At 46.3% G+C, this 25,394-nt stretch carries 20 protein-coding genes and 2 rRNA genes; 3 read left to right on the forward strand and 19 right to left on the reverse strand.

What is annotated here, in order from left to right:
• Positions 1 to 102: 102 nt before the first annotated feature.
• The 3 genes from DYH48_RS21520 to ccoG all read right to left on the reverse strand — a co-directional run bounded on the left by DYH48_RS21520 (position 103) and on the right by ccoG (position 7,012).
• Positions 103 to 3,007, reverse strand: a 23S ribosomal RNA gene (locus tag DYH48_RS21520).
• A gap of 416 nt (positions 3,008 to 3,423) precedes the next feature.
• Positions 3,424 to 4,968: ribosomal RNA gene (locus DYH48_RS21525) — 16S ribosomal RNA — on the reverse strand.
• Together the 16S and 23S rRNA genes form the textbook arrangement of a ribosomal RNA operon.
• A 616-nt stretch (positions 4,969 to 5,584) precedes the next feature.
• Complete coding sequence (ccoG, locus tag DYH48_RS21530; protein ID WP_012588966.1) at positions 5,585 to 7,012, reverse strand: cytochrome c oxidase accessory protein CcoG; 1,428 nt, start codon at positions 7,010 to 7,012, stop codon at positions 5,585 to 5,587.
• Positions 7,013 to 7,103: 91 nt separating this feature from the next.
• On the opposite strand from ccoG, the gene DYH48_RS21535 reads away from it, so the two are divergent.
• From DYH48_RS21535 to DYH48_RS21545, 3 genes are all read left to right on the forward strand, one after another.
• The gene (locus DYH48_RS21535; RefSeq protein WP_006079351.1) at positions 7,104 to 7,454 is read left to right on the forward strand and encodes a hypothetical protein; all 351 of its coding nucleotides are present in this window, start codon (positions 7,104 to 7,106) and stop codon (positions 7,452 to 7,454) included.
• Positions 7,455 to 7,578: 124 nt separating this feature from the next.
• Positions 7,579 to 8,484 (forward strand): 1,4-dihydroxy-2-naphthoyl-CoA synthase, encoded by a 906-nt coding sequence (locus DYH48_RS21540; protein WP_006084758.1) that lies wholly within the window; start codon positions 7,579 to 7,581, stop codon positions 8,482 to 8,484.
• Between the two features lie 185 nt (positions 8,485 to 8,669).
• On the forward strand, positions 8,670 to 8,873 hold the full coding sequence (locus DYH48_RS21545; RefSeq protein WP_012090669.1) for a DUF2061 domain-containing protein: 204 nt from the start codon (positions 8,670 to 8,672) through the stop codon (positions 8,871 to 8,873).
• A gap of 108 nt (positions 8,874 to 8,981) precedes the next feature.
• Here the strand turns inward: DYH48_RS21545 and glmS are convergent, their stop codons facing one another.
• The 16 genes from glmS to rsmG form a co-directional block, all read right to left on the reverse strand.
• A complete protein-coding gene (gene glmS / locus DYH48_RS21550) occupies positions 8,982 to 10,811 on the reverse strand; it encodes a glutamine--fructose-6-phosphate transaminase (isomerizing) (RefSeq protein WP_006079348.1) in 1,830 nt (609 codons plus the stop codon).
• Positions 10,812 to 10,860: 49 nt separating this feature from the next.
• Positions 10,861 to 11,631: a DeoR/GlpR family DNA-binding transcription regulator gene (locus tag DYH48_RS21555; protein WP_012090670.1), complete on the reverse strand. Its 771-nt coding sequence runs from the start codon at positions 11,629 to 11,631 to the stop codon at positions 10,861 to 10,863.
• Positions 11,632 to 11,831: 200 nt separating this feature from the next.
• On the reverse strand, positions 11,832 to 13,952 hold the full coding sequence (locus DYH48_RS21560) for a TonB-dependent siderophore receptor (protein WP_115335886.1): 2,121 nt from the start codon (positions 13,950 to 13,952) through the stop codon (positions 11,832 to 11,834).
• 284 nt (positions 13,953 to 14,236) lie between these two features.
• Positions 14,237 to 15,619 carry a bifunctional UDP-N-acetylglucosamine diphosphorylase/glucosamine-1-phosphate N-acetyltransferase GlmU gene (gene glmU / locus DYH48_RS21565; protein ID WP_115335887.1) on the reverse strand — a complete coding sequence of 461 codons (1,383 nt, stop codon included), beginning with the start codon at positions 15,617 to 15,619 and terminating at the stop codon, positions 14,237 to 14,239.
• 187 nt (positions 15,620 to 15,806) lie between these two features.
• A complete protein-coding gene (locus DYH48_RS21570; protein WP_006083846.1) occupies positions 15,807 to 16,235 on the reverse strand; it encodes a F0F1 ATP synthase subunit epsilon in 429 nt (142 codons plus the stop codon).
• A gap of 36 nt (positions 16,236 to 16,271) precedes the next feature.
• Positions 16,272 to 17,663, reverse strand: a complete 1,392-nt coding sequence (atpD, locus tag DYH48_RS21575; protein WP_006083845.1) for a F0F1 ATP synthase subunit beta — start codon at positions 17,661 to 17,663, stop codon at positions 16,272 to 16,274.
• A gap of 35 nt (positions 17,664 to 17,698) precedes the next feature.
• Complete coding sequence (gene atpG / locus DYH48_RS21580; RefSeq protein WP_006084762.1) at positions 17,699 to 18,559, reverse strand: F0F1 ATP synthase subunit gamma; 861 nt, start codon at positions 18,557 to 18,559, stop codon at positions 17,699 to 17,701.
• A 50-nt stretch (positions 18,560 to 18,609) separates the two neighbouring features.
• Positions 18,610 to 20,151 carry a F0F1 ATP synthase subunit alpha gene (gene atpA, locus DYH48_RS21585; protein ID WP_006083843.1) on the reverse strand — a complete coding sequence of 514 codons (1,542 nt, stop codon included), beginning with the start codon at positions 20,149 to 20,151 and terminating at the stop codon, positions 18,610 to 18,612.
• 14 nt (positions 20,152 to 20,165) lie between these two features.
• Positions 20,166 to 20,699, reverse strand: coding sequence for a F0F1 ATP synthase subunit delta (gene atpH / locus DYH48_RS21590; RefSeq protein ID WP_115335888.1), 534 nt, complete (start codon positions 20,697 to 20,699; stop codon positions 20,166 to 20,168).
• 15 nt (positions 20,700 to 20,714) lie between these two features.
• Positions 20,715 to 21,185, reverse strand: coding sequence for a F0F1 ATP synthase subunit B (atpF, locus tag DYH48_RS21595; RefSeq protein WP_006083841.1), 471 nt, complete (start codon positions 21,183 to 21,185; stop codon positions 20,715 to 20,717).
• A 37-nt stretch (positions 21,186 to 21,222) separates the two neighbouring features.
• Complete coding sequence (gene atpE / locus DYH48_RS21600) at positions 21,223 to 21,474, reverse strand: F0F1 ATP synthase subunit C (RefSeq protein WP_006083840.1); 252 nt, start codon at positions 21,472 to 21,474, stop codon at positions 21,223 to 21,225.
• 64 nt (positions 21,475 to 21,538) lie between these two features.
• The gene (gene atpB, locus DYH48_RS21605) at positions 21,539 to 22,333 is read right to left on the reverse strand and encodes a F0F1 ATP synthase subunit A (protein ID WP_006083839.1); all 795 of its coding nucleotides are present in this window, start codon (positions 22,331 to 22,333) and stop codon (positions 21,539 to 21,541) included.
• A 12-nt stretch (positions 22,334 to 22,345) separates the two neighbouring features.
• Entirely contained in the window at positions 22,346 to 22,729 is a 384-nt protein-coding gene (locus tag DYH48_RS21610) for an ATP synthase subunit I (RefSeq protein ID WP_006084764.1), read from the reverse strand.
• A gap of 225 nt (positions 22,730 to 22,954) precedes the next feature.
• Positions 22,955 to 23,833 (reverse strand): ParB/RepB/Spo0J family partition protein, encoded by an 879-nt coding sequence (locus tag DYH48_RS21615; RefSeq protein ID WP_006084765.1) that lies wholly within the window; start codon positions 23,831 to 23,833, stop codon positions 22,955 to 22,957.
• Between the two features lie 9 nt (positions 23,834 to 23,842).
• Positions 23,843 to 24,631 carry a ParA family protein gene (locus DYH48_RS21620; RefSeq protein WP_012090674.1) on the reverse strand — a complete coding sequence of 263 codons (789 nt, stop codon included), beginning with the start codon at positions 24,629 to 24,631 and terminating at the stop codon, positions 23,843 to 23,845.
• 64 nt (positions 24,632 to 24,695) lie between these two features.
• Positions 24,696 to 25,325, reverse strand: a complete 630-nt coding sequence (gene rsmG / locus DYH48_RS21625; RefSeq protein ID WP_115335889.1) for a 16S rRNA (guanine(527)-N(7))-methyltransferase RsmG — start codon at positions 25,323 to 25,325, stop codon at positions 24,696 to 24,698.
• Positions 25,326 to 25,394: the final 69 nt, after the last annotated feature.

Here is a 25,394-nt window from a genome sequence, read left to right on the forward strand (position 1 = left end):
GTTAATAATAATTCGGAAAGCTGATTTGCTTTGTTTGAGTTCGCACTTCATCAAGTGTCGATATTCTGTCTAAGTTCGCTTAGCAAAACCCATCTGGGTTGTATGGTTAAGCCTCTCGAGTCATTAGTACATGTTAGCTCAACGCCTCACAACGCTTACACACCATGCCTATCAACGTCCTAGTCTCGAACGGCTCTTTAGAGGAATTAAATTCCTAGGGATGACTCATCTTAGGGCTCGCTTCCCGCTTAGATGCTTTCAGCGGTTATCGATTCCGAACGTAGCTACCGGGCAATGCCATTGGCATGACAACCCGAACACCAGCGGTTCGTCCACTCCGGTCCTCTCGTACTAGGAGCAGCTCCCTTCAATCATCCAACGCCCACGGCAGATAGGGACCGAACTGTCTCACGACGTTCTGAACCCAGCTCGCGTACCACTTTAAATGGCGAACAGCCATACCCTTGGGACCGACTTCAGCCCCAGGATGTGATGAGCCGACATCGAGGTGCCAAACACCGCCGTCGATATGAACTCTTGGGCGGTATCAGCCTGTTATCCCCGGAGTACCTTTTATCCGTTGAGCGATGGCCCTTCCATTCAGAACCACCGGATCACTATGACCTACTTTCGTACCTGCTCGACGTGTATGTCTCGCAGTTAAGCTGGCTTATGCCATTGCACTAACCGTACGATGTCCGACCGTACTTAGCCAACCTTCGTGCTCCTCCGTTACTCTTTGGGAGGAGACCGCCCCAGTCAAACTACCCACCAGGCACTGTCCCTAATCCCGATAAGGGACCTAGGTTAGAACATCAAAACTACAAGGGTGGTATTTCAAGGACGACTCCATCATGACTAGCGTCACAACTTCAAAGTCTCCCACCTATCCTACACATGTAGGTTCAATGTTCAGTGCCAAGCTATAGTAAAGGTTCACGGGGTCTTTCCGTCTAGCCGCGGGTATACGGCATCTTCACCGCAATTTCAACTTCACTGAGTCTCGGCTGGAGACAGCGTGGCCATCATTACGCCATTCGTGCAGGTCGGAACTTACCCGACAAGGAATTTCGCTACCTTAGGACCGTTATAGTTACGGCCGCCGTTTACCGGGGCTTCGATCATGAGCTTCTCTTGCGATAACCCAATCAATTAACCTTCCGGCACCGGGCAGGCGTCACACCGTATACTTCCTCTTGCGAGTTTGCACAGTGCTGTGTTTTTGATAAACAGTTGCAGCCACCTGGTATCTGCGACTCCCGTCAGCTTAGAGAGCAAGTCTCATCACCAACAGGAGCGTACCTTCTCCCGAAGTTACGGTACCATTTTGCCTAGTTCCTTCAGCCGAGTTCTCTCAAGCGCCTTGGTATTCTCTACCCGACCACCTGTGTCGGTTTGGGGTACGATTCCCACTAACCTGAAGCTTAGAAGATTTTCCTGGAAGCATGGCATCAACTACTTCAGTCCCTTAGGACCTCGTCATCAGCTCTCAGTCTGCACACTAAAGTGCGATTCCCCGGATTTGCCTAAGAAATCAACCTACCACCTTAAACGCGGACTACCAACGCCGCGCTAGCCTAGCCTTCTCCGTCTCTCCATCGCAGTTAGCGGAAGTACAGAAATATTAATCTGTTTCCCATCGATTACGCCTTTCGGCCTCACCTTAGGGGTCGACTCACCCTGCCCCGATTAACGTTGGACAGGAACCCTTGGTCTTTCGGCGAGGGGGTTTTTCACCCCCTTTATCGTTACTCATGTCAGCATTCGCACTTCTGATACCTCCAGCGTGGGTTACCCCTTCACCTTCAACGGCTTACAGAACGCTCCTCTACCGCGCATCTCTAATGAAATGCACCCGTAGCTTCGGTGACTAGCTTAGCCCCGTTACATCTTCCGCGCAGGCCGACTCGACTAGTGAGCTATTACGCTTTCTTTAAATGATGGCTGCTTCTAAGCCAACATCCTAGCTGTCTAAGCCTTCCCACATCGTTTCCCACTTAGCTAGTACTTTGGGACCTTAGCTGACGGTCTGGGTTGTTTCCCTTTTGACGACGGACGTTAGCACCCGCCGTCTGTCTCCCGAGTAGTACTCATTGGTATTCGGAGTTTGCAAAGGGTTGGTAAGTCGGGATGACCCCCTAGCCTTAACAGTGCTCTACCCCCAATGGTATTCGCTCGAGGCGCTACCTAAATAGCTTTCGAGGAGAACCAGATATCTCCCGGTTTGATTGGCCTTTCACCCCCAGCCACAAGTCATCCGCTAATTTTTCAACATTAGTCGGTTCGGTCCTCCAGTTGATGTTACTCAACCTTCAACCTGCCCATGGCTAGATCACCGGGTTTCGGGTCTACACCTTGCAACTAAACGCGCAGTTAACACTCGGTTTCCCTACGGCTCCGCTATTCGCTTAACCTCGCTACAAAATGTAAGTCGCTGACCCATTATACAAAAGGTACGCAGTCACGGTCTCAAGAACCGCTCCCACTGCTTGTACGTATACGGTTTCAGGTTCTATTTCACTCCCCTCACAGGGGTTCTTTTCGCCTTTCCCTCACGGTACTGGTTCACTATCGGTCAGTCAGGAGTATTTAGCCTTGGAGGATGGTCCCCCCATATTCAAACAGGATGTCACGTGTCCCGCCTTACTCGTTTTCATCAATGGTTAGTTTTCATGTACGGGGCTATCACCCTGTGCCGCTGTGCTTTCCAACACATTCCACTAACACCCCACTGACTTAAGGGCTAATCCCCGTTCGCTCGCCGCTACTAGGGGAATCTCGGTTGATTTCTTTTCCTCCGGGTACTTAGATGTTTCAGTTCCCCGGGTTCGCCTCGCAACACTATGTATTCATGTTGCGATAACAGCTTATGCTGCTGGGTTCCCCCATTCGGACATCGTTAGCTCAAATGCTTGTTACTAGCTCGCCAACGCTTTTCGCAAGTTACTACGTCCTTCATCGCCTCTGACTGCCAAGGCATCCACCGTATACGCTTAGTCGCTTAACCATACAACCCAAATGAGTTTCACTCATCTGAGTCGCATTGCGACCAGCTTGGTTTTACTTGTCTCACTTCCGACCAAAGAAGTGGACGCGCCTTAGACGTAAACTATTCAACTAAGAATAATTTACTTTTGAATATTCAAGACACTTAATAAAGTGTTTGAGAACTCATGATGCAAACGTTTCCACGTTTACATCGGTTTGTAAGTAACATGACGACAGACATCATCACGTTACATACTATCAGCTTTCCAAATTGTTAAAGAACAATGCGTACCGGCTAGCGGCGCATTCAGCTCTGACTTCTCCTAAGAGAAGATAAACAAGCAATCTGTGTGAACACTCAAAAGGTACACGGATGTACCGAATGTCGAAAATGCAGGAGCATTTTTCGACCAAGAATTAAGTTAGTCGTATAGGTAAGGAGGTGATCCAGCCCCAGGTTCCCCTAGGGCTACCTTGTTACGACTTCACCCCAGTCATGAACCACAAAGTGGTGAGCGCCCCCCCGAAGGTTAAGCTACCCACTTCTTTTGCAGCCCACTCCCATGGTGTGACGGGCGGTGTGTACAAGGCCCGGGAACGTATTCACCGTGGCATTCTGATCCACGATTACTAGCGATTCCGACTTCATGGAGTCGAGTTGCAGACTCCAATCCGGACTACGACGAGCTTTGTGAGATTAGCTCCACCTCGCGGCTTTGCAACCCTCTGTACTCGCCATTGTAGCACGTGTGTAGCCCTACTCGTAAGGGCCATGATGACTTGACGTCGTCCCCACCTTCCTCCGGTTTATCACCGGCAGTCTCCCTAGAGTTCCCACCATTACGTGCTGGCAAATAAGGATAGGGGTTGCGCTCGTTGCGGGACTTAACCCAACATTTCACAACACGAGCTGACGACAGCCATGCAGCACCTGTCTCACGGTTCCCGAAGGCACTAAGCTATCTCTAGCGAATTCCGTGGATGTCAAGAGTAGGTAAGGTTCTTCGCGTTGCATCGAATTAAACCACATGCTCCACCGCTTGTGCGGGCCCCCGTCAATTCATTTGAGTTTTAACCTTGCGGCCGTACTCCCCAGGCGGTCTACTTAATGCGTTAGCTTGAGAGCCCAGTGTTCAAGACACCAAACTCCGAGTAGACATCGTTTACGGCGTGGACTACCAGGGTATCTAATCCTGTTTGCTCCCCACGCTTTCGTGCCTGAGCGTCAGTCTTTGTCCAGGGGGCCGCCTTCGCCACCGGTATTCCTCCAGATCTCTACGCATTTCACCGCTACACCTGGAATTCTACCCCCCTCTACAAGACTCTAGTTCGCCAGTTCGAAATGCAATTCCCAGGTTGAGCCCGGGGCTTTCACATCTCGCTTAACAAACCGCCTGCGCACGCTTTACGCCCAGTAATTCCGATTAACGCTCGGACCCTCCGTATTACCGCGGCTGCTGGCACGGAGTTAGCCGGTCCTTCTTCTGTAGGTAACGTCACAGATGAGCCGTATTAAGACTCACCCTTTCCTCCCTACTGAAAGTGCTTTACAACCCGAAGGCCTTCTTCACACACGCGGCATGGCTGCATCAGGGTTTCCCCCATTGTGCAATATTCCCCACTGCTGCCTCCCGTAGGAGTCTGGGCCGTGTCTCAGTCCCAGTGTGGCTGATCATCCTCTCAGAACAGCTAGGGATCGTCGCCTTGGTGAGCCATTACCTCACCAACTAGCTAATCCCACCTAGGTTCATCCAATCGCGGAAGGCCCGAAGGTCCCCTCCTTTCCCCCGTAGGGCGTATGCGGTATTAGCAGTCGTTTCCAACTGTTATCCCCCTCGACTGGGCAGATCCCTAGGCATTACTCACCCGTCCGCCGCTCGCCGGCAAAGATAGCAAGCTATCTTCCCGCTGCCGCTCGACTTGCATGTGTTAGGCCTGCCGCCAGCGTTCAATCTGAGCCATGATCAAACTCTTCAATTAAAGTTTTGTTGCTTCCGTCTTACGACTTCAGCGGCTCAATGAATTCTGTCATTTGTTTCCGCTTTTAAAAAAGCGAAACCAAAATTATGTACATATTGCTATGAACACTCATTCATTGATTTAATTCTTTGATTACTCACTCGAAAGTAAAGTAATTTCGATTAACTCAACACCTGTGAGTGTCCACACAGATTTCTTGTTTTATCTTGTTAAAGAGCAACTCAACCTCGTAAGAGAAGATGAGTACCACACTGAGCGCCGAACGCTTCCAGTTGGCTAGGGCTGCGTATTCTACGCATTTCCCGTTTCGCGTCAAGGAGTATTTTTCAACTTCTTGCTGCGATTGAATTAAGTGCCATTATCAACAGAGAGTAAGCCATTCAACTCAACCTAACTCGCCAGCTTGCTTTCGCTGTCTGCCGTGTCAGTGGATGCGCATTATAGGGAGATTGAGAAAGTGCGCAAGGGCTTTTTGTAGGAAAATAACGATTAATGGTTTAGACGTTTACTTATCAAACGATACGTATAAAAAAGGGGCTAAAAAGCCCCTTTGTCCTCGATTAAGTCTGACAATCTATAGAGTCACGCTCAGTTAGATCATCATTAATACTGTTATCTATGGACTGAAGAAGCGAGTTTCTTGCTCAACTTCGACTTCTTCACCGTCGATATGGGTTTTCACTTTGATCTCTATGTCAGTAACTGAACGAGAAAGCTCAACCGGATCGATGCCGACACTTATAGGTAACGTTAAGACTTCACCACCCGCAATAGTGACCGAAATTGGACCGTACCATTTATAGTGCTCCAATCCTTCGACACTCATAGTGTATTCGTGGGATTGCTCAGTCTTATTAAGAATCTTCAAGGTGAAGGTGTTTTCAATCAAACCTTGGTTGTTCTCTCTATAGAGCTGGTTACGATCACGAATGATGTCCATACGCACAGGTGCTATGGTCGCACTGGAGTATATAAAGACTAATATCATCGCCATCAATACCACTCCATAACCGACAAGCTTAGGTCGCAGTACTTTTTGCTTTATACCTTCTAACTTGTTCTCAGTGGTATAGCTGATAAGCCCTTTCTCGTAACCCATACGATCCATAGTTTGGTCACAGGCATCGATACAAGCACCGCAGTTAATGCACTCATATTGCAGACCGTTACGAATATCGATACCGGTAGGACATACCTGCACACATAAATCACAGTCGATACAGTCGCCAAGGCCTAGCTCTTTTGGGTCATCTTTACGCGAACGCGGACCACGAGTCTCACCACGTTTAGTATCGTAACCTACGATAAAGGTATTCTTATCGAACATGGCCGCTTGGAAACGAGCATAAGGGCACATGTGGATACACATGATTTCACGCATCCAACCCGCATTGCCGTATGTGGCAAGTGTAAAGAACACGACCCAGAAGTAGATACCGCCAGAAGCATTAAGCGTGAAGACGTCGACATAGACTTCACGACTCGGCACGAAATAGGACACAAAGGTCATCGCCGTCATCAGTGAGAGCAATAGCCAAGCCGTATGTTTTGCCGTTTTACGCCAGAGTTTGTTAAAGCTCCATGGCATTTGATCTAACTTAATGCGTTTATTGCGCGCACCTTCAAGTTTTTCCTCGAACCAGATGAACATAAAAGTCCATACTGTTTGGGGGCAAGTGTATCCACACCAAACGCGGCCAAGATAGGTGGTCACAAAAAACAGCGCAAAGGCAGCTATCATAAACAACGCTGCGAGCAAGGTGAGATCCTGCGGCCAAATGGTTAAACCGAAGACGTGAAATTTTTGTTCGCCTAAGTTAAACCATACAGCTTGACGGTCGCCCCAAGGGATCCAAGGTAAAAGCAGGAAAAATAACATGGCAATCCAGCCCATGCGGCGACGTAAGCTACTCCACAAACCGTCTATGGCTCGGACATAAATCCGATTACGAGGGTTAAAGCGATCCGCTTTACTCGCATCTGGCTGGTGAATCTTAATTCGATTGGTTTTCGAATAGTCCTTGTTGTTAGATTCTGAGTTCATCGTTACAGCCTTTTACTGCTTTAATATTGGACGAAAACTAGCTTATTATACCCATATTCTTAATGGTTATTCACTTATGTTGGACTAAAAGATGAAAGGTTGGCTCATATTGGCGCTACTCGCGGGTGCTTTGTATTACTTATACACAGAAACAGATAAATTAGATGCTCCTATTGCAAAGACTGAGGCTATGGTCAAAAAAATAGAGAATAAAGTTGACTCTATGACGGGAACAAAAATCATAAAAATCGACCATAAATTGGCTAAGGTAAGAACCGACATCGTCGAGCGCTTGTCGACATTAGAACTCGAAGCCTTTAATCAGATTCCAATGACACCCGAGTCTATTGCCGACTTTAAAGCTAACTATTGCGGCACTATGGCGCCAGAACATCCAGTGTTCAGCAAGGATAATCAGCTTTATCTCTGTGATCACCTCTAACCATCATCGACTCATAGGCAAACGGGATTTTGCTATATAGCGCTAAGCTTTAGGCTTAGGTGATTGACCTTATATATGATTCCGCCTAGCCTTTGAGGCATTACAGCACAAAGGCCTATGAATCATGACCCAACAAGTATCAGACATTTTTGATCCCACCCTATGGGATGAAGTCAGTGGATTTCAATTCGACGACATCACCTACCACAGAGCTAAAGCCCACGGCACAGTTCGCATTGCCATTAACCGCCCTGAGTGCCGCAACGCCTTCAGACCTAAAACCGTTGATGAGTTATTTATCGCACTCGATCATGCGCGCCAATGGTCTGATGTAGGTTGTGTACTGCTAACAGGTAATGGTCCTTCGGCAAAAGATGGTGGCTGGGCGTTCTGTTCGGGTGGCGATCAACGTATTCGCGGCAAAGATGGCTATAAATATGAAGGCGCCGAAGAAGGTAAAGCCGATCAAGCCAGAATGGGCCGCTTACATATATTAGAAGTGCAACGCTTGATCCGCTTTATGCCTAAAGTGGTCATCGCCGTTGTGCCGGGTTGGGCGGTAGGTGGCGGCCATAGCTTACACGTAGTATGCGACTTAACCTTAGCCTCGAAAGAACACGCGATATTTAAGCAGACTGATCCCGACGTAGCGAGCTTCGACTCAGGTTATGGCAGCGCATATCTTGCCAAGATGATAGGTCAAAAACGTGCCCGCGAAATCTTCTTCTGTGGTTTTAACTACAGCGCCGATGAAGCCTTCGACATGGGTATGGTCAATAAATCCGTTCCCCATGCAGAGCTAGAAACCGAGGCATTAATGTGGGCCAAAGAGATTAACTCTAAGTCGCCTACGGCAATGCGTATGCTTAAATACGGTTTTAACATGACAGATGATGGTATGGTCGGTCAGCAATTATTCGCCGGTGAAGCGACGCGTTTAGCCTATGCGAGCGCCGAAGCGCAGGAAGGGCGCGATGCCTTCCTCGAGAAACGCGATCAAGATTTCTCCGCCTTCCCTTGGCATTACTAGTTTATTAGCAGTGCTTTACTTTACTGCTAGCAGCCCAAAGCCCTCCAGAGTGAGGGCTTTATGTTTTTTACAACGGATAAATAGATAAAACCGTTTAAACTAATCTGAAAACACGGCTTTTAATTTTAATGAGAATTGTTATCATCTAGGTATTCCCGCTGGGAGCCTGTTTAGAGGACAAGATCATGACTAAGACACTTACTTTTGCCGTACTACATTTTAGCGTCGCTTTTACCGTAACCTATTTATTAACCGGCAGCGTGATCGTCGGCGGCGCAGTGGCCTTAGTTGAACCCGCGATTAACACTGTGGTGTTTTACTTCCACGACAAAGTATGGAAACGCATTGAGGCAAAAAAGCAGCACGAGCTAGATGTCATTCCAGCATAGAAAGCTAAGCCACCAGCATTTGCTATTGCTGTAAGTTAAGCGTCGTTTTGTTGTGAATCTAAATGAAAAAACCGCCAATAAAGGCGGTTTTTATTTAAATGCTTATATTTATTCTACTGTTACAGATTTTGCTAGGTTGCGTGGTTGATCCACGTCGGTACCTTTGATCAACGCAACATGGTACGACAATAGCTGTAGCGGAATAGTGTAAATCAGCGGTGCCATAAAGATATCGCAGTGTGGCACTGGGATCACTTTCATCGTGTCATCCGACTCGAACTCGGCATCCACGTCGGCAAACACGTACATTAATCCACCACGGGCACGCACTTCTTCGACATTCGATTTCAGTTTTTCGAGCAATTCATTGTTTGGCGCAACGACGATCACAGGCATATCGGCATCAATAAGCGCCAGTGGGCCGTGTTTTAATTCGCCAGAGGCATAGGCCTCAGCATGAATGTAAGAAATCTCTTTCAGCTTTAACGCGCCTTCCATCGCAATCGGGTATTGATCGCCACGGCCAAGGAATAACGCATGGTGTTTATCGGCAAAATCTTCAGCCAGTTCAGCAATCGCAGCATCTAGCCCTAAAGCTTGTTCTACTTTAGCTGGCATAGATTGTAAGCTTTGAGTGATGTCAGCCTGCATTTGCTCAGACATACCATTGTGGCGACCGATCACCGCAGTCAACATTAATAAGCCTGCAAGCTGAACTGTGAAGGCTTTTGTGGATGCCACGCCAATCTCGGCGCCCGCTTTCATCATGTAAGCCATATCAGATTCGCGAACCAGTGACGAACCTGGCGCATTACAAATCGTCAACGTGGCTTTGTAACCCATTTCTTTCGCTAAGCGCATGGCCGCTAAAGTATCAGCAGTTTCACCAGATTGTGAAATCGTGACTAATAAGCTATTTGGAAATAAGTGCGACTTGCGATAACGGAATTCAGAGGCAATTTCGACGTTACACGATACGCCAGCCCAATCTTCTAACCAGTAACGCGCCGCCATGCCCGCATGGTAGCTAGTGCCACAGGCGATGATTTGCACGTGTTTGATATCTTTTAAGAACTCAGCAGCGTTATCACCAAAGGCTGTATCTAATACTTGCTTGTTTGCGATACGGCCTTCGATAGTGCGCGTCAGTGCCAATGGCTGCTCGTAAATCTCTTTAAGCATGTAGTGGCGATATTCGCCCTTATCACCAGCATCGTGGGTAATTTCAGATTCTTTGACTTCACGCTCAACGGCATTACCGTTTAAGTCGAAAATACTCACGCTGCGACGGGTTACTTCGGCCACATCACCTTCTTCTAAGAAGGCGAATGAACGAGTCACAGGCAAGAGTGCCAGTTGATCCGAGGCGACAAAGTTTTCACCTAGACCAAAACCAATCACTAAAGGACTACCTGAGCGAGCCACAACCAAGCGCTCGCTGTCGCGGCGATCGATTACCACTGTGCCATAGGCGCCTTCGAGTTGCTTAACTGTGGCTTGTACGGCAGAAAGTAAAGTGCTGTTAGTTTTCAGCTCATGGTGTACTAAGTGACAAATCACTTCAGTATCGGTATCTGAGCTAAATTTATAGCCTAAACCTTTTAGCATCTCGCGCAGTTTATTGTGGTTTTCAATAATGCCGTTGTGCACCACCGCGATATCACCTTCCGATAAATGCGGGTGAGCATTACGCTCACTCGGTTCACCGTGGGTCGCCCAGCGAGTGTGCGCGATACCGGTTCCGCCCGCTAATGGGTCAGTTTCAAGCGCTGCTGAAAGCTCTTGTACTTTGCCAACGCGGCGCGTGCGATTGAGTTCACCATTGTGAATAACGGCAACGCCTGCGGAGTCATATCCGCGATATTCTAAGCGGCGTAAGCCTTCTACTAGAATTTCAGCCACATCCCTTTGCGCCACAGCGCCTACGATTCCACACATAGTCTTTACCTATAAATTAAAAATGAAGTTGTTAAGTTATTTTCACTCACTATTGAGCGTAGGGCGCTAGCATGACTCGCACGCCCTGATCTGAAATTTGTTTTAGCGCGCTCTCGTCGATACGATCGTCGGTGACCAACACACTCACCTTAGCCCACGGTAACTCTAAGTTAGGGATCCGCTTGCCGATTTTGTCTGAATCCACCATAACGATCACTTCGCGGGACACTTCGGCCATGACTTTGCTTAGACCAGTTAACTCGTTAAAGGTAGTGGTGCCGCGTTCAAGATCAATACCATCGGCACCGATAAACAGTTGGTCGAAGTTATATGAGCGCAACACTTGCTCGGCGACTTGACCTTGAAAGGATTCAGAATGCGGATCCCAAGTACCACCGGTCATCAATAAGGTTGGCTCGTTTTCAAGTTCATGGATGGCATTGGCAAGGTGCAATGCATTCGTCATGACCACCAGCCCACGCTTATCGTTCAGCTGTTCAATCAAGCCAGAAGTCGTAGTGCCGCTATCGATAATGATGCGATTGTGATCTTTGATCAGCTGCGCGGCGGTTTTCGCAATAGACAGCTTATTAGGCGCGATTTTGGCAGAAAACTGTTGGGTCACTTCGTCAGGAATCGCCACAGCGCCACCGTAACGGCGCAGTAGCAGGCCCGTTTTCTCAAGCGCAGCCAGATCTTTGCGAATCGTCACTTCTGAGGTTTCAAAACGTAACGACAGTTCATCAACACTCACTTCACCCTGTTCGTTCAATATGGTGATTATGCTGTGGCGACGCTGCTGTGTGTTTCGTTTGTTCATAAAACCTTTCAGGTAAGTTTCGATTCGAAAGATGCATTATAGTGAAACGAAACTTTTTTGCTAGTATTCGAAACACTGTTTCGCATGTTCCGGCGTATTTTTTATCGTTCTGTAATAATGAACTTAAACATCAGCCAATAAAAAAAGCCGCTTATCATTTAAGGACAAGCGGCTTTAAATGAATTTAAAACCTAATAAATTTAGAACTTAGCTTCGACGGCAACACTAAAGTTACGGCCTTGGCCGATAGTCACCATCTTATCGCTGCCACCGTCTAAATATTCAGTATCGAATAGGTTTCTGACGTTGGCACGAAGGCTCACATCTTTACCCATGATATCCATAGTGTAGGCTGCACCTATATCGAAGCGCACATAGCCGCCTTTAGTAATGCTGTTATCTTTATCGGCGAAGCGATCACCCACATAAATGGCACCAAAGTTCATAGCAAAGTTATCAGTCACTTCATAACGGGTCCAGATATTCGCCGACCATTCAGGCGCATCGACAGGTGTTTTACCATCTAAGATTTTCCCATCGATCTTGCCAGCACCCGTTTTATATTCGGCATCTAAATACATCATAGAAGAAGTCACAAACCAGCTTTCACCTAACTGACCTTGGGCACCAACTTCAAAACCGCGGTGATGCTGCTCGCCACCTTGAGTAGTAATAGTTTTCTTGCCATCACTCGTTTCGGGAATATCTTGCTCTATGGTGACATTAGAAACCGTAATATCAAAAAGTGCTGCTGTTAACAGTAGGCTGTCATCAAACAACTCCCACTTAGTCCCTAATTCATATTGAGTACCGTATTCAGGCTTAAGGTTATCTCCTTCATTTACATCTTCTGAACTTGTCACTGAACCCTGTGGTGTAAAGCTTTTTGAATAATTAATGTAAATACTGCCATTAGCCATTGGCGAATAAATCACCCCAAACTTAGGCGACACGGCATAGCTGTTCCCACCTATAGCGTCTTTCTTCTGTTCGTCGTAACGTACACCTGCAAGTAACTTCCATTGTTCATTAAGCGTCATTAAATCCTGCAGGTAGAAACCGTAATACTTATAGGTACTCGCGTTACCTTTGGGTTTTGTGTGGTAATCGAGAGCAGGCTGAGTAATAGGCTGCCCAGGAATAACCGTTTGAGCTGCCCCACGGTGAATTTGTTGCTGATAGAAATAATCGAGATAGTTAGCCCCAATCAGCAGTTGATGCTGCATTCCCGCCAACGCAAATTCACCGGTGAAATCGGCATAAGCGGTTTTATGCTGCCAATCATCGTAACGATCGAAGGGTTTAATCTTATAACCATCCTTGAATGGATCTTCGGAGCCTTCAATCAAACTTGGCGCAGAATCAAAACGTTGGCGATTAAACTGCTGATCGTTATAACCCGCTTTGACTTTCCAGTTGTCACTCATATGCCAAGTCAGATCGGCACCTAAGTTTGACACTGTATTGTCAGTAAAGGCCCAAGGCGCATCCCAAACGGTTTTACGTTCGCCAATGACATTACCTTGTTTATCTAACCAACCACCCGCATCGATATCCGCTTTATCTTGGGTATGGTCGTATTTAACCGACAGTAACAAATCGTCGCTTAGGTCAAATTCCATGTTGAGATAACCTAACCAGCGATCGCGCTCTTGGTTCTCATCATTAGCGGAATACTCACGCCAGTATTTTGTATCTTGCTTCACTAACACACCGCGGTAACGAATACTTTGTGCTTCGTTTAAACTGCCACCCGCATCGAGCTGTGCACGGGTAGAACCGTAGCCATCGGTATCAAAACCTAAGTTAAGCATTGAATCATAGGTTGGTTTCTTAGTGACCATATTCACTAAACCACCAGGGCCAGATTGACCATACAACATGCTCGAAGGGCCTTTTAACACTTCGACTTGCTGCAGGGTTTCGATGGGTTGTACGTAATGGGACCATTGCTGATGGCCATTGATGAGATAACCATTACCAGAATCTAACTCGAAGCCACGGATGCTAAAAACTTGGCGGTTCCAACGCTGGGTTCCTGCAGTGATAGAGGAATCATTAACTAACACTTCAGCGAGGTTAGTCGCCAGCTGTTCGTCCGTGACAAAATCGGGGATCACATTAACTGATTGTGGGGTATCCATTAAGTCGATATCACCGCGCATGGCGCCTGATGCTGTACCCACTTTATAATCGTTAAAAGTGCGGCCAGTAACATTAATGCGCTCGATATTTGCGTCGCTAGCCACCTCTGCCAACACAGGCATAGCCATTAATGCCGAACCTACGGCCAAACCTACAACTGAATATTTAAATACCATTGCCAACACCTCAATTAGACCTTTCGTCTTAGAATTGCAGGCAATATAAATGAGAAGTGTTTTTATTTAATCTTCTTTACACGAATTTACAATTAGCTGTGATATAGATCTAAATCTGTTTAAAACCAATAGATTGCAAATACCACAATAGGATTAACTCAACCTTAATTACGTGACTTTTATTGTTTTCCATCTGAATTAAACGAATCTAATTTCCAACAATCTGACTAAATATAAAAGCGGCACATGGCCGCTTTATAGATACTCAGTTGAGTTAAATAAACTTACTTTTTAATTTTGACTGGACGTTGCCAACCCGTCAGGTGCTTTTGTTTAACACGGGTAATGACTAACTCATTTTCACCCACATCGCGGGTAATGGTTGAGCCAGCGCCTAAGGTTGCGCCTTTACCGATAGTGACAGGTGCCACTAGCTGAGTGTCTGAGCCAACAAAGACATTATCTTCGATAACGGTAAGATGCTTATTCGCACCATCATAATTACAAGTAATAGTGCCAGCACCGATGTTAACGCCATCACCTATAACGGCATCGCCTAAATAGGCTAAGTGTCCAGCTTTTGATCCCACGCCAATCACCGCTTTTTTCACTTCAACAAAGTTACCTATATGTGCATCTTGCTTAAGTTCTGCTCCCGGACGTAAACGGGCAAATGGGCCAGCACTGGCAGCAACGCCCAGTTTAGCGCCTTCGATAATAGAGTAAGGTTTGATCTCAGCGTTATCGGCAATCTCACAATCGATTAAAATCGCTCCAGCGCCAATAGTAACATTATTACCTAAGGTCACTTTGCCTTCGAATATCACGTTGATATCGATCATCACATCCATACCGACGGTGACGTCACCACGGATATCGATACGGCTTGGATCGCGCAGGTTCGCCCCCGCCAACATCAGTTTTTCGGCTTCACGGGCTTGGTAAGCGCGTTCAAGTTGCGCCAGTTGCACGCGGTTATTGGCGCCTTCCACTTCAATCGCAGATTGTGGTTGAGCAGTATCAATAGCAACGCCATCAGCGTGCGCCATGGCAATAATATCCGTTAGATAATATTCGCCTTGGGCATTGTTATTCGATAAACGGCTCAACCAAGCTTTAAGTTGTTTACCTGGAACGGCCATGATGCCGGTATTGATTTCGTTGATCAGTAGCTGCTCTGCTGTAGCATCTTTCTGCTCAATAATACCGATGACTTTTCCTTGTTCTTGACCTTCACAGGGAGTACGGACAATACGGCCATAACCCATAGGATTGGCTAAATTCACCGTTAAAATAGCCACACCATTTTCAGGGCGAGCAGCGAGTAAGGCTTCAAGGGTTGATTGTTGAATCAGTGGCACATCGCCGTAAAGAATGAGCACAGTATCATTGTCAGCAATATGCGGGCTCGCTTGCGCAACCGCATGACCCGTGCCTAATTGCTCAGCTTGCAATACCCAGTTAAGTTGTTGCTCACCTAAGCTGGCTTTTAGCTTATCAGCACCATAACCGTAGACTAACTGAATCGCGTCACTACCCACTTTATGGGCGGTATCTATGACATGTTGCACCATGCTCTTGTGGGCGATGGGATGTAATACCTTAGGAAGGTCAGAGCGCATCCGTGTTCCCTTGCCAGCTGCTAAGATCACTACATTTAATGCCATTGTCATATCCTTGAACAAATACCCAAGAGGGTGAAAAAATTACGGTCGATTTTGTAGCGCAATTTTAACGGAAAGCACATAGAAAAGCGAAGCGGATAGCGATAGGAATAGCTCAAAAACACGCTTACCCAAATTTCAGCCACAAAAAAGGCGACCTTATGGTCGCCTTTTTTCACAAACAATAACCTTATCTGGCAATGTTTTTCTTGATGGTTTCAACAACACGTAATTGAGCCATAGCCTTAGCTAGTTCAACCATAGCCGCGTCATAATTGAAGTCAGCACCTGCATTAGCCATATGGGCTTCTGCACGACGCTTAGCTTCTAATGCCGCTTGCTCATCAATATCTTTGGCACGCATAACCACATCAGCCAATACGGAAACAGTAGAAGGTTGTACTTCCAGAATACCACCTGAAAGGTAAAACACTTCTTCACTGCCGTCTTGCTTGACGATGCGCGCCATGCCAGGTTTGATATAACTCAGCAAAGGAGCATGGCCATGCATTATGCCCAACTCACCTTCTGAACCAGTCACTTGCAGCGAAGCTACACGACCAGAGAAGATTTTGCTCTCTGCACTTACTATATCAAGATGTACTGTCATGGCTGCCATCCCGTTCTCCTTAAGAAACTAAGTATTGCTACTTAGTTATTTCTTTTTGTTCGCTTTCTCGATGACTTCATCGATTGAGCCAACCATGTAGAACGCTTGTTCTGGCAGGTGATCAAACTCACCGTTCAAAATACCCTTAAAGCCACGGATAGTGTCTTTCAGAGAAACGTACTTACCAGGAGATCCAGTAAAGACTTCTGCTACGAAGAAAGGCTGAGATAAGAAACGCTCAATCTTACGAGCACGGAATACAGTTGTTTTGTCTTCATCAGACAATTCATCCATACCCAGAATCGCAATAATGTCTTTCAGCTCTTTGTAACGTTGCAGTACAGTTTGCACGCCGTTAGCAACATCATAATGCTCTTGGCCAACAACCAATGGATCTAATTGACGTGAAGTCGAATCCAATGGGTCAACCGCTGGGTAAATACCCAGAGAAGCAATTTGACGTGACAGTACAACAGTCGCATCTAAGTGAGCGAAGGTTGTTGCTGGTGACGGATCGGTCAAGTCATCCGCAGGTACGTATACCGCTTGTACAGAGGTAATAGAACCGGTCTTAGTTGAAGTGATACGTTCTTGCAAAACGCCCATCTCTTCAGCCAATGTTGGTTGATAACCTACCGCAGAAGGCATACGACCTAACAGTGCAGATACTTCAGTACCGGCCAAGGTATAACGGTAGATGTTGTCAACGAACAACAGTACGTCACGACCTTCGTCACGGAACTTCTCTGCCATAGTCAGACCAGACAGTGCAACGCGCAAACGGTTACCTGGAGGCTCGTTCATCTGACCATAAACCATGGCCACTTTGTCGAGAACGCCAGAATCTTTCATCTCGTAGTAGAAGTCGTTACCTTCACGAGTACGTTCACCTACACCGGCGAATACAGAAAGACCCGAGTGGGCTTTAGCGATGTTGTTAATCAGTTCCATCATGTTAACTGTTTTACCAACACCCGCACCACCGAACAAACCAACTTTACCGCCCTTAGCGAATGGACAAACAAGGTCAATAACCTTGATGCCAGTCTCTAATAGTTCAGTAGAGCTTGATTGATCTTCGTATGAAGGAGCTGTACGGTGAATCACATAACGCTCTTCTTCACCGATTGGACCCGCTTCATCAATAGGCTCGCCTAATACGTTCATGATACGGCCAAGAGTGGCGGTACCAACAGGAACAGTAATAGGTGAACCTGAGTTTACTACTTCAAGACCACGACGCAGACCGTCAGAAGAACCCATAGCGATGGTACGAACTACACCACCACCTAGTTGTTGCTGAACTTCCAGCACCAAACCATTACACGGGCCTTCACCTACGATTTTCAGAGCGTCATATACTTGAGGTACGGCATCTTGTGGAAACTCTACGTCCACAACCGCGCCAATCACTTGGACAACAGTACCTGTGCTCATGATTAATCCTCTAAAACTTGTATTCGTTACCTAACCTAAACCGCAGAGGCACCAGAAACAATTTCCGACAGTTCTTGCGTAATCGCAGCCTGACGGGCCTTGTTATAGACCAGTTGCAAGTCGTTGATAAGCTCACCAGCGTTGTCTGTTGCCGACTTCATCGCCACCATACGGGCAGCTTGTTCAGAGGCAATGTTTTCAACAACACCTTGGTAAACCTGAGATTCTACATAACGGACCAATAAGGTATCCAAAAGTGCTTTTGGATCTGGCTCGTAGATATAATCCCAACGATGAGCAGTTTCATCATCTTCTGATTTAGGCAAAGGTAGCAGCTGCTCGATCACAGGAGTCTGCGTCATAGTATTCACAAATTTGTTAAATACCACGTACAGACGATCCAGCTTGCCTTCGTTGTAAGCTTCTAGCATGACACCGACTGTCCCGATCAAGTCAGCGAGCTTTGGAGCATCGCCTAAACCTGAAGCGTGAGCAGACACTTGTCCACCGAAGTTTTTGAAAAACTGCACACTACGTGCGCCGATTGGGCAAAATTCAAATTCTGCACCTTGGGCTTTCCAGCTTTTCACGTCTGCAATAACCTTTTTGAAAAGGTTAACGTTCAGACCACCACAAAGGCCACGGTCGGTTGCCACAACAATGTAACCAACCCGCTTAGCCTCTCTCACCTCCAAATAGGGGTGTTTATACTCGAGAGAACCTTGCGCTACGTGACCGATCACCTTACGCATGCTTTCCGCATATGGACGGCTCGCAGCCATGCGTTCCTGCGCTCTGCGCATTTTGCTGGCTGCCACCATTTCCATGGCGGACGTGATCTTCTGAGTGTTTTTCACACTCGCGATCTTGGTTTTAATCTCTTTAGCGCCGGCCATCTCTACTCTCCAATCTGGACCTGAGGTGTCTTAAGACACCTCTATCATTGTTACCAGGTTTGGGTTGCTACGAACTTGTCGAGGCCAGCTTTTAATTCAGCTTCGATATCAGCGCTATAATCGCCAGTATCATTGATAAGCTTCATTAAAGGAGCATGCTCGCTGTTCATGAACGAGAGCAGAGCGGCTTCGAAATTACCGACCTTATTCAGCTCAACACTCTTCAGGTAACCTTTTTCAGCTGAGAAAATAGACACAGCTTGAGCGGCTACGCTCATTGGAGCATATTGCTTTTGCTTCATCAGTTCGGTAACACGCACACCATGCTCAAGTTGAGCACGTGTTGCATCGTCAAGATCAGATGCAAATTGCGAGAACGCAGCAAGCTCACGATACTGTGCTAGTGCGGTACGAATACCACCAGACAGTTTCTTGATGATCTTAGTCTGAGCCGCACCACCAACACGAGAAACAGAAATACCTGGGTTAACCGCTGGACGTAGGCCAGAGTTAAACAGATCGGTCTCAAGGAAGATCTGACCATCGGTAATAGAAATTACGTTGGTCGGTACGAATGCAGAAACGTCACCCGCTTGCGTTTCAATAATCGGCAGCGCGGTTAAAGAACCGGTTTTGCCAGTTACTGCACCTTTAGTGAACTTCTCTACATAAATCGCGTTAACGCGTGATGCACGCTCTAGTAAACGTGAGTGTAGATAGAATACGTCACCTGGGTAAGCTTCACGGCCTGGTGGACGCTTGAGCAGTAACGAAATTTGACGATAAGCAACTGCTTGTTTAGACAAATCATCGTATACGATCAAAGAATCTTCACCGCGGTCACGGAAGTATTCACCCATAGAACAACCAGAATATGGCGCTAAGTATTGCAGAGCAGCAGCTTCAGAAGCCGTTGCAACAACAACGATAGTGTTAGCTAACGCACCGTGTTCTTCTAGCTTGCGCACTACGTTAGCGATAGTAGAAGCCTTTTGGCCAATCGCAACGTACACACATTTAATGCCAGAATTTTTCTGGTTGATAATTGCGTCGATCGCCATAGCTGTTTTACCAGTTTGACGGTCGCCAATGATCAATTCACGTTGACCACGACCGATAGGGATCATGGCATCAACGGCTTTATAACCAGTTTGAACTGGTTGATCAACAGACTGACGTTCAATAACACCTGGTGCGATAACTTCAATTGGCGAGTAACCATCGTTATCGATAGGTCCTTTTCCGTCAATTGGCTCACCTAGAGTGTTAACAACGCGGCCAAGAAGACCGCGGCCAACTGGAACTTCCAGAATACGGCCAGTCGTTTTCACTTTTACGCCTTCTGCTAAATCAGCATAAGGACCCATTACTACGGCACCGACAGAATCACGTTCAAGGTTCAACGCGATTGCAAAACGGTTACCAGGCAGTTCGATCATCTCACCTTGCATCACGTCGGCTAGGCCGTGGATGCGGATGATGCCGTCACTTACCGCAACGATAGTACCTTCGTTACGAGATTCGCTAACGACTTCGAACTGCTCGATCCGCTGCTTAATCAGATCGCTGATTTCAGTGGAATTCAGTTGCATGCTCAAACTCCCAATTACGACTGCAGCTTATCAGACAGACGCGATAATTTACCGCGGACCGAGCCATCGATGACTAGGTCTCCTGTCTTAATGATTACACCGGCGATGAGCGCGGCGTCAGTGCTGCAATTCAGCTTAACTTTGCGTGCGAGACGTTTCTCTAAAGAAATACTAATCTGCTGTTGTTGTTCAGAGCTCAGCTCAGTTGCAGAAACCACATAGGCTTCCACTTCTTTTGCCCACTCATTACGGTATTCAGTAAATAACTGAGATACAGCAGGTAGTACCTTTAAGCGACCGTTTTCAGCCATTACCTTTATCAGGTTCTGACCTTGCACATTGACTTGCTCGCCACACACACTAATAAAGAGTGCTGCGAGCTTAGTGCTGGCTAAAGAGCCAGCTAACAGTGGTTGCATGGTTTCGTTTTCACTCACCAATGCGGCAAACGTAAGCATTTCTGCCCATGAATCCACTGCATCTTGTTCAATAGCAAAGTCAAAAGCTGCCTTTGCGTAAGGGCGAGCGATGGTGGTTAATTCAGCCATAACTCAACTCCCTTATCAAATTTCAGCGACTAGTTTATTAACTATGTCACTGTGGGCGGCTGGATCAATAGAACGCTCAAGGATCTTCTCAGCACCCATGATGGCAAGAGTAGCAACCTGCTTACGCAGATCCTCTTTGACGCGATTACGTTCAGCTTCAATTTCTGCTTTACCCTGAGCGATGATTTTAGCACGCTCAGCGTCTGCTTCGGTTTTGGCTTCTTCAACTATTTGAGCTTTACGCTTGTTAGCTTGCTCAATAATTTCATTAGCCGTTACCTTGGCTTCTTTTAGTTGGTCAGTCGCTTTCGCTTGTGCCAACTCCAGGTCTTTTACCGCACGATCAGCATCAGCTAGACCGTCAGCAATCCTTTTTTGGCGCTCTTCGATGGCATTCATCAAAGGGGGCCATACAAACTTCATGCAAAACCACACGAAGATGATAAAGGCGACCGTCTGACCGATTAGGGTAGCGTTGAAATTCACAACAGCCTCCTATTTAGAGTTAAGACAGAAGCGTTTTTTACAGCATTGCACCCAGTGGGTTGGTAAATAGCATGAATAATGCGATACCAACACCGATCATAGTTACGGCGTCAAGAAGACCCGCTACGATGAACATTTTAACTTGTAGCATAGGAGCCATTTCTGGTTGACGCGCAGCGCCTTCCAAGAACTTGCCGCCTAATAAGCCGAAACCGATTGCAGTACCAAGAGCACCCATACCAATCAGCAGAGCAACAGCGATAGCTGTCATGCCTAAAATCGTTTCCATCTGTATCTCCAGTATCTAAATCTATATTAGTTGATGATTTAGTTTAAAATTTCTTCAGCAATCCTTAATGATCTTCATGCGCCATGCTTAAATAAACAATGGTCAACATCATGAAGATAAACGCTTGCAGTGTGATAACCAAAATGTGGAATATTAACCAACCCAGTTGCAGAGTCACACCTAGGGTAGATAATAACAAGTTGGTACCATACATCAGCGCAATAAGGATGAAGATCAACTCACCTGCGTACAAGTTACCAAAGAGTCGCAATGCCAATGAAATTGGTTTTGCTATCAAAGTAACAGTCTCTAATAGGAGGTTGACGGGTATCATTGCCTTATGGTTAAAGGGCTGTAGTGTCAGTTCTTTAACAAACCCAGACACACCTTTGACCTTAATGCTGTAAAAAATAATCAGCAAGAACACACCGATAGCTAAGCTAAAGGTAATGTTAACGTCAGTCGTCGGAACCGCTTTAAGATATGGAATACCCATTAAACTTGCTGCGTGAGGCAGCCAATCAACAGGGATCATATCCATGAAGTTCATCATGAATACCCATACAAAAATGGTCAGAGCTAAAGGTGCGATCAGAGCATTGCGACCATGAAAACTTTCTTTCACGCTGTTATTTACGAACTCAACGATCATCTCAACAAAACATTGCAGTTTGCCAGGAACACCGGAAGTCGCTTTTTTACCAACGCTGCGGAAAATCCACAGGAACAGAACACCAAGACCAACCGAAAAGAACAACGAATCAATGTGCCATGTCCAAAAGCCTTCACCAACACTTAAGTTGGTAAGGTGATGTTGGATATAGCCCTGCGGTGTTAACGCTTCACCAGTTGCAGCCATGATTCATCCCACTTAACTTTGCTTGAAGTATAAAGGAGCTGTCCAATGCACGATTAGCGTCAGCACATAACAAACAAAAAGCGGCATAAAAGCGACCTTAAGATTGATAAATACAAACGAAAACATTGCGATGGTTAACAGCAACTTTACCGCTTCCCCCCAGTAAAAAGCCTTTATGACTTTTGCAGCTGAACTTGCTCCCGTGTGGGAGAAAGCGAGGGTTGCGAATACAAAATTAGGGAGCACAGCGATTGAACCACCTGCTAAAGCAGAATAGCCAAACTGAACTCCCCACACGGCGAAAAAGAGAATTGAAGCACCCCCAGCGACCGCCGCCTGCATCATCACCAATTTATAGGCTGACCACCGGCCACGACGCGCTAAAACCTTACTCAATTCATCCTCTCCGCATTCATACTTTTTGTTTCGATGACCGGATGACAAATACCCGTATTTATGTCGATGCACAAAAAGCTTGCGAAAGTATACCTTTTCACGCCTTCATTGCAACTTTGAGATAAGGAAAAACAACACTTTTAACGTGATCTAGCGCCAAACGAGTTAAAATGTAAGATTAGCATCTGTCACAAATTTACATTAAAAACTGTTAATCTACAGACATTAATGAATTTTACTAAGAATTCCGTCTAATTCAGCCAGATTCTGATAGTTAATTACAATTTTACCTGTGCCCTTACTACTATGAGCGATAGAAACCTTGGCACCTAATCTTTCAATTAACTGCTGCTCTAAACGACAAACATCTTGATCTTTAGTCGTAGTTTCGGCTTGTTTAGGCGGATTTAAGGTTTGATTAATTAATCGTTCAGTTTCGCGAACGGTTAATTCCTTAGCGGCCACTAATCTCGCAAGATTTGTTTGTTCTTCTCCCTCAATTGCTAACAAAGCGCGAGCATGACCCATATCGATGTCACCATACTCGAGTAGACGTTTTACCGGCTCATTTAAGCCGTTTAAACGTAACAAGTTAGATACACTCGCTCTGGATTTTCCCACAACATCGGCAACTTGTTGGTGAGTCAGTTCAAATTCTTGCATTAAACGTTGCAATGCAATGGCTTCTTCCATGGCATTTAAATCTTCACGCTGGATGTTTTCAATCAAAGCGATAGCAACAGCGGCTTCATCGGGCACTTGTTTGACTATGCAGGGGATTTTATTTAAGCCAGCAAGTTGAGAAGCACGCCAGCGACGTTCGCCCGCAATGATCTCATACATGTCGTTTGCCACTTGTCTTACAACGATGGGCTGAATAATGCCTTGGTTGCGGATAGAATGCGCCAGTTCTTCCAACGCTTCGGGGGACATGTCTTTACGAGGTTGATACTTACCCGGTTGTAATAAGTCTAAATCGAGATGGATAAGCTCTTCTTTTTTATCGACAACATTAGCTTCGTCAGTGTGTTTTTTACTGGCGGCATGGCTGTTACTCAGTAGGGCATCTAACCCTTTGCCTAATCCTCTTTTCTTTAACGTCATGGTGATCCTTTACGCTTGCTTAGCCTGAGTTTGTTGTTCTGAACGACGGATCATTTCACCCGCAAGCGCTAGATACGCCTTAGCGCCGGCACTCGATTTATCGTAATACATAGCAGGCGCACCAAAACTTGGCGCCTCAGCCAGCCTGACATTACGCGGGATAACAGTACGATATACCTTGTCACCAAAATGCTGTTTTAGCTGATCGGACACATCATTAGACAAACGATTACGCGGATCGTACATAGTGCGTAAAATGCCTTCAATGCCAAGCCCAGGGTTAACCATAGCGGCAAGCTTAGTGATGGTATCAATCAGCGCCGTTAAGCCTTCTAGGGCATAGTATTCGCACTGCATAGGCACAAGCACAGAGTCAGCCGCTGACATAGCGTTCACCGTCAACATGTTCAATGAAGGAGGGCAGTCGATAAAGATATAATCATATTGATCTTTTATCGGTGCGAGCGCGTTACGCAAACGGATCTCACGCGCAAAAAACTCCATCAGTTTGATCTCTGCCGCTGTGACATCGCCGTTACTGGCGATCAGATCATACTTACCCGCAGTATTTTTAATGACGATCTCGTCGAAGGATTTCTCTTCGACCAATAATTCGTAGGCCGTATTTTCGACCTCGTATTTATCGACACCACTGCCCATAGTGGCATTACCTTGGGGATCGAGATCGATCAATAATACTTTACGTTTTGTTGCTGCTAACGAAGCGGCGAGGTTAACGCAAGTAGTTGTTTTTCCTACGCCACCTTTCTGGTTAGCCACGGCAATCACTTTACCCACAATATCACCCTGTATGTAAATGCTGGTTTATTGCCCTTACTTAAAAATGACTCATTCATCACTTTCAAGCCTGTAATTCTTTGATTATTTTCAATAAATTTCTTTGTTCATCGAGTTTAGGCACCTTGAGCTCGATGACTTCTTTCACTGCAAATCCACTAGGAATATGTTGCATCTCTTCATCATTTAACTGGCCTTTAAGGGCATAAAACTGCCCATGTTCGGCGGGTAAATGATGGCACCAAGTCAGCATATCTTGGATTGAAGCAAATGCACGACTTAATACGCCGTCGAATTTTTGCTCAGGTTGATAAGCTTCTACGCGGCTTTCAACTGAGCTGATGTTATGAATGCCTAATTCAAAGGACACTTGTTTTTGAAAACGAATGCGTTTACCTAAGCTGTCCAATAACACAAATTGTTTATCGGGATTCATAATCGCTAACGGGATCCCAGGTAAACCGGGTCCTGTGCCCACATCGATAAAACGTTCACCTTGCAGATGTTTTGAAACCACTAAGCTGTCCATGATATGACGGATCAACATGGCTTCGGGATCTCTCACCGATGTCAGGTTATAGGCTTTATTCCATTTGTTGAGCATGCCAACAAAATCAATTAGTTGTTTTTTTTGCTCGGCGGTTGCGGGCAAATTAATTTCGGCTAAATAAGCCTCTAACTGGGCAGATAACACTGAGCAACCTCAACAAAGATACGATTATGAACGCGAAGGCTATTATGAAGCCCGAAAACGATGAAGGGA

This window comes from Shewanella baltica (assembly GCF_900456975.1).
In the GTDB taxonomy this organism is placed as follows: domain Bacteria; phylum Pseudomonadota; class Gammaproteobacteria; order Enterobacterales; family Shewanellaceae; genus Shewanella; species Shewanella baltica.

Bases quoted from the DNA above. Each gene is read 5' to 3' on its own strand.
- ccoG (WP_012588966.1), bottom strand. From the start codon at position 7,012: ATGAACTCAGAATCTAACAACAAGGACTATTCGAAAACCAATCGAATT.
- DYH48_RS21535 (WP_006079351.1), top strand. From the start codon at position 7,104: ATGAAAGGTTGGCTCATATTGGCGCTACTCGCGGGTGCTTTGTATTAC.
- DYH48_RS21540 (WP_006084758.1), top strand. From the start codon at position 7,579: ATGACCCAACAAGTATCAGACATTTTTGATCCCACCCTATGGGATGAA.
- DYH48_RS21545 (WP_012090669.1), top strand. From the start codon at position 8,670: ATGACTAAGACACTTACTTTTGCCGTACTACATTTTAGCGTCGCTTTT.
- glmS (WP_006079348.1), bottom strand. From the start codon at position 10,811: ATGTGTGGAATCGTAGGCGCTGTGGCGCAAAGGGATGTGGCTGAAATT.
- DYH48_RS21555 (WP_012090670.1), bottom strand. From the start codon at position 11,631: ATGAACAAACGAAACACACAGCAGCGTCGCCACAGCATAATCACCATA.
- DYH48_RS21560 (WP_115335886.1), bottom strand. From the start codon at position 13,952: ATGGTATTTAAATATTCAGTTGTAGGTTTGGCCGTAGGTTCGGCATTA.
- glmU (WP_115335887.1), bottom strand. From the start codon at position 15,619: ATGGCATTAAATGTAGTGATCTTAGCAGCTGGCAAGGGAACACGGATG.
- DYH48_RS21570 (WP_006083846.1), bottom strand. From the start codon at position 16,235: ATGGCAGCCATGACAGTACATCTTGATATAGTAAGTGCAGAGAGCAAA.
- atpD (WP_006083845.1), bottom strand. From the start codon at position 17,663: ATGAGCACAGGTACTGTTGTCCAAGTGATTGGCGCGGTTGTGGACGTA.
- atpG (WP_006084762.1), bottom strand. From the start codon at position 18,559: ATGGCCGGCGCTAAAGAGATTAAAACCAAGATCGCGAGTGTGAAAAAC.
- atpA (WP_006083843.1), bottom strand. From the start codon at position 20,151: ATGCAACTGAATTCCACTGAAATCAGCGATCTGATTAAGCAGCGGATC.
- atpH (WP_115335888.1), bottom strand. From the start codon at position 20,699: ATGGCTGAATTAACCACCATCGCTCGCCCTTACGCAAAGGCAGCTTTT.
- atpE (WP_006083840.1), bottom strand. From the start codon at position 21,474: ATGGAAACGATTTTAGGCATGACAGCTATCGCTGTTGCTCTGCTGATT.
- atpB (WP_006083839.1), bottom strand. From the start codon at position 22,333: ATGGCTGCAACTGGTGAAGCGTTAACACCGCAGGGCTATATCCAACAT.
- DYH48_RS21615 (WP_006084765.1), bottom strand. From the start codon at position 23,833: ATGACGTTAAAGAAAAGAGGATTAGGCAAAGGGTTAGATGCCCTACTG.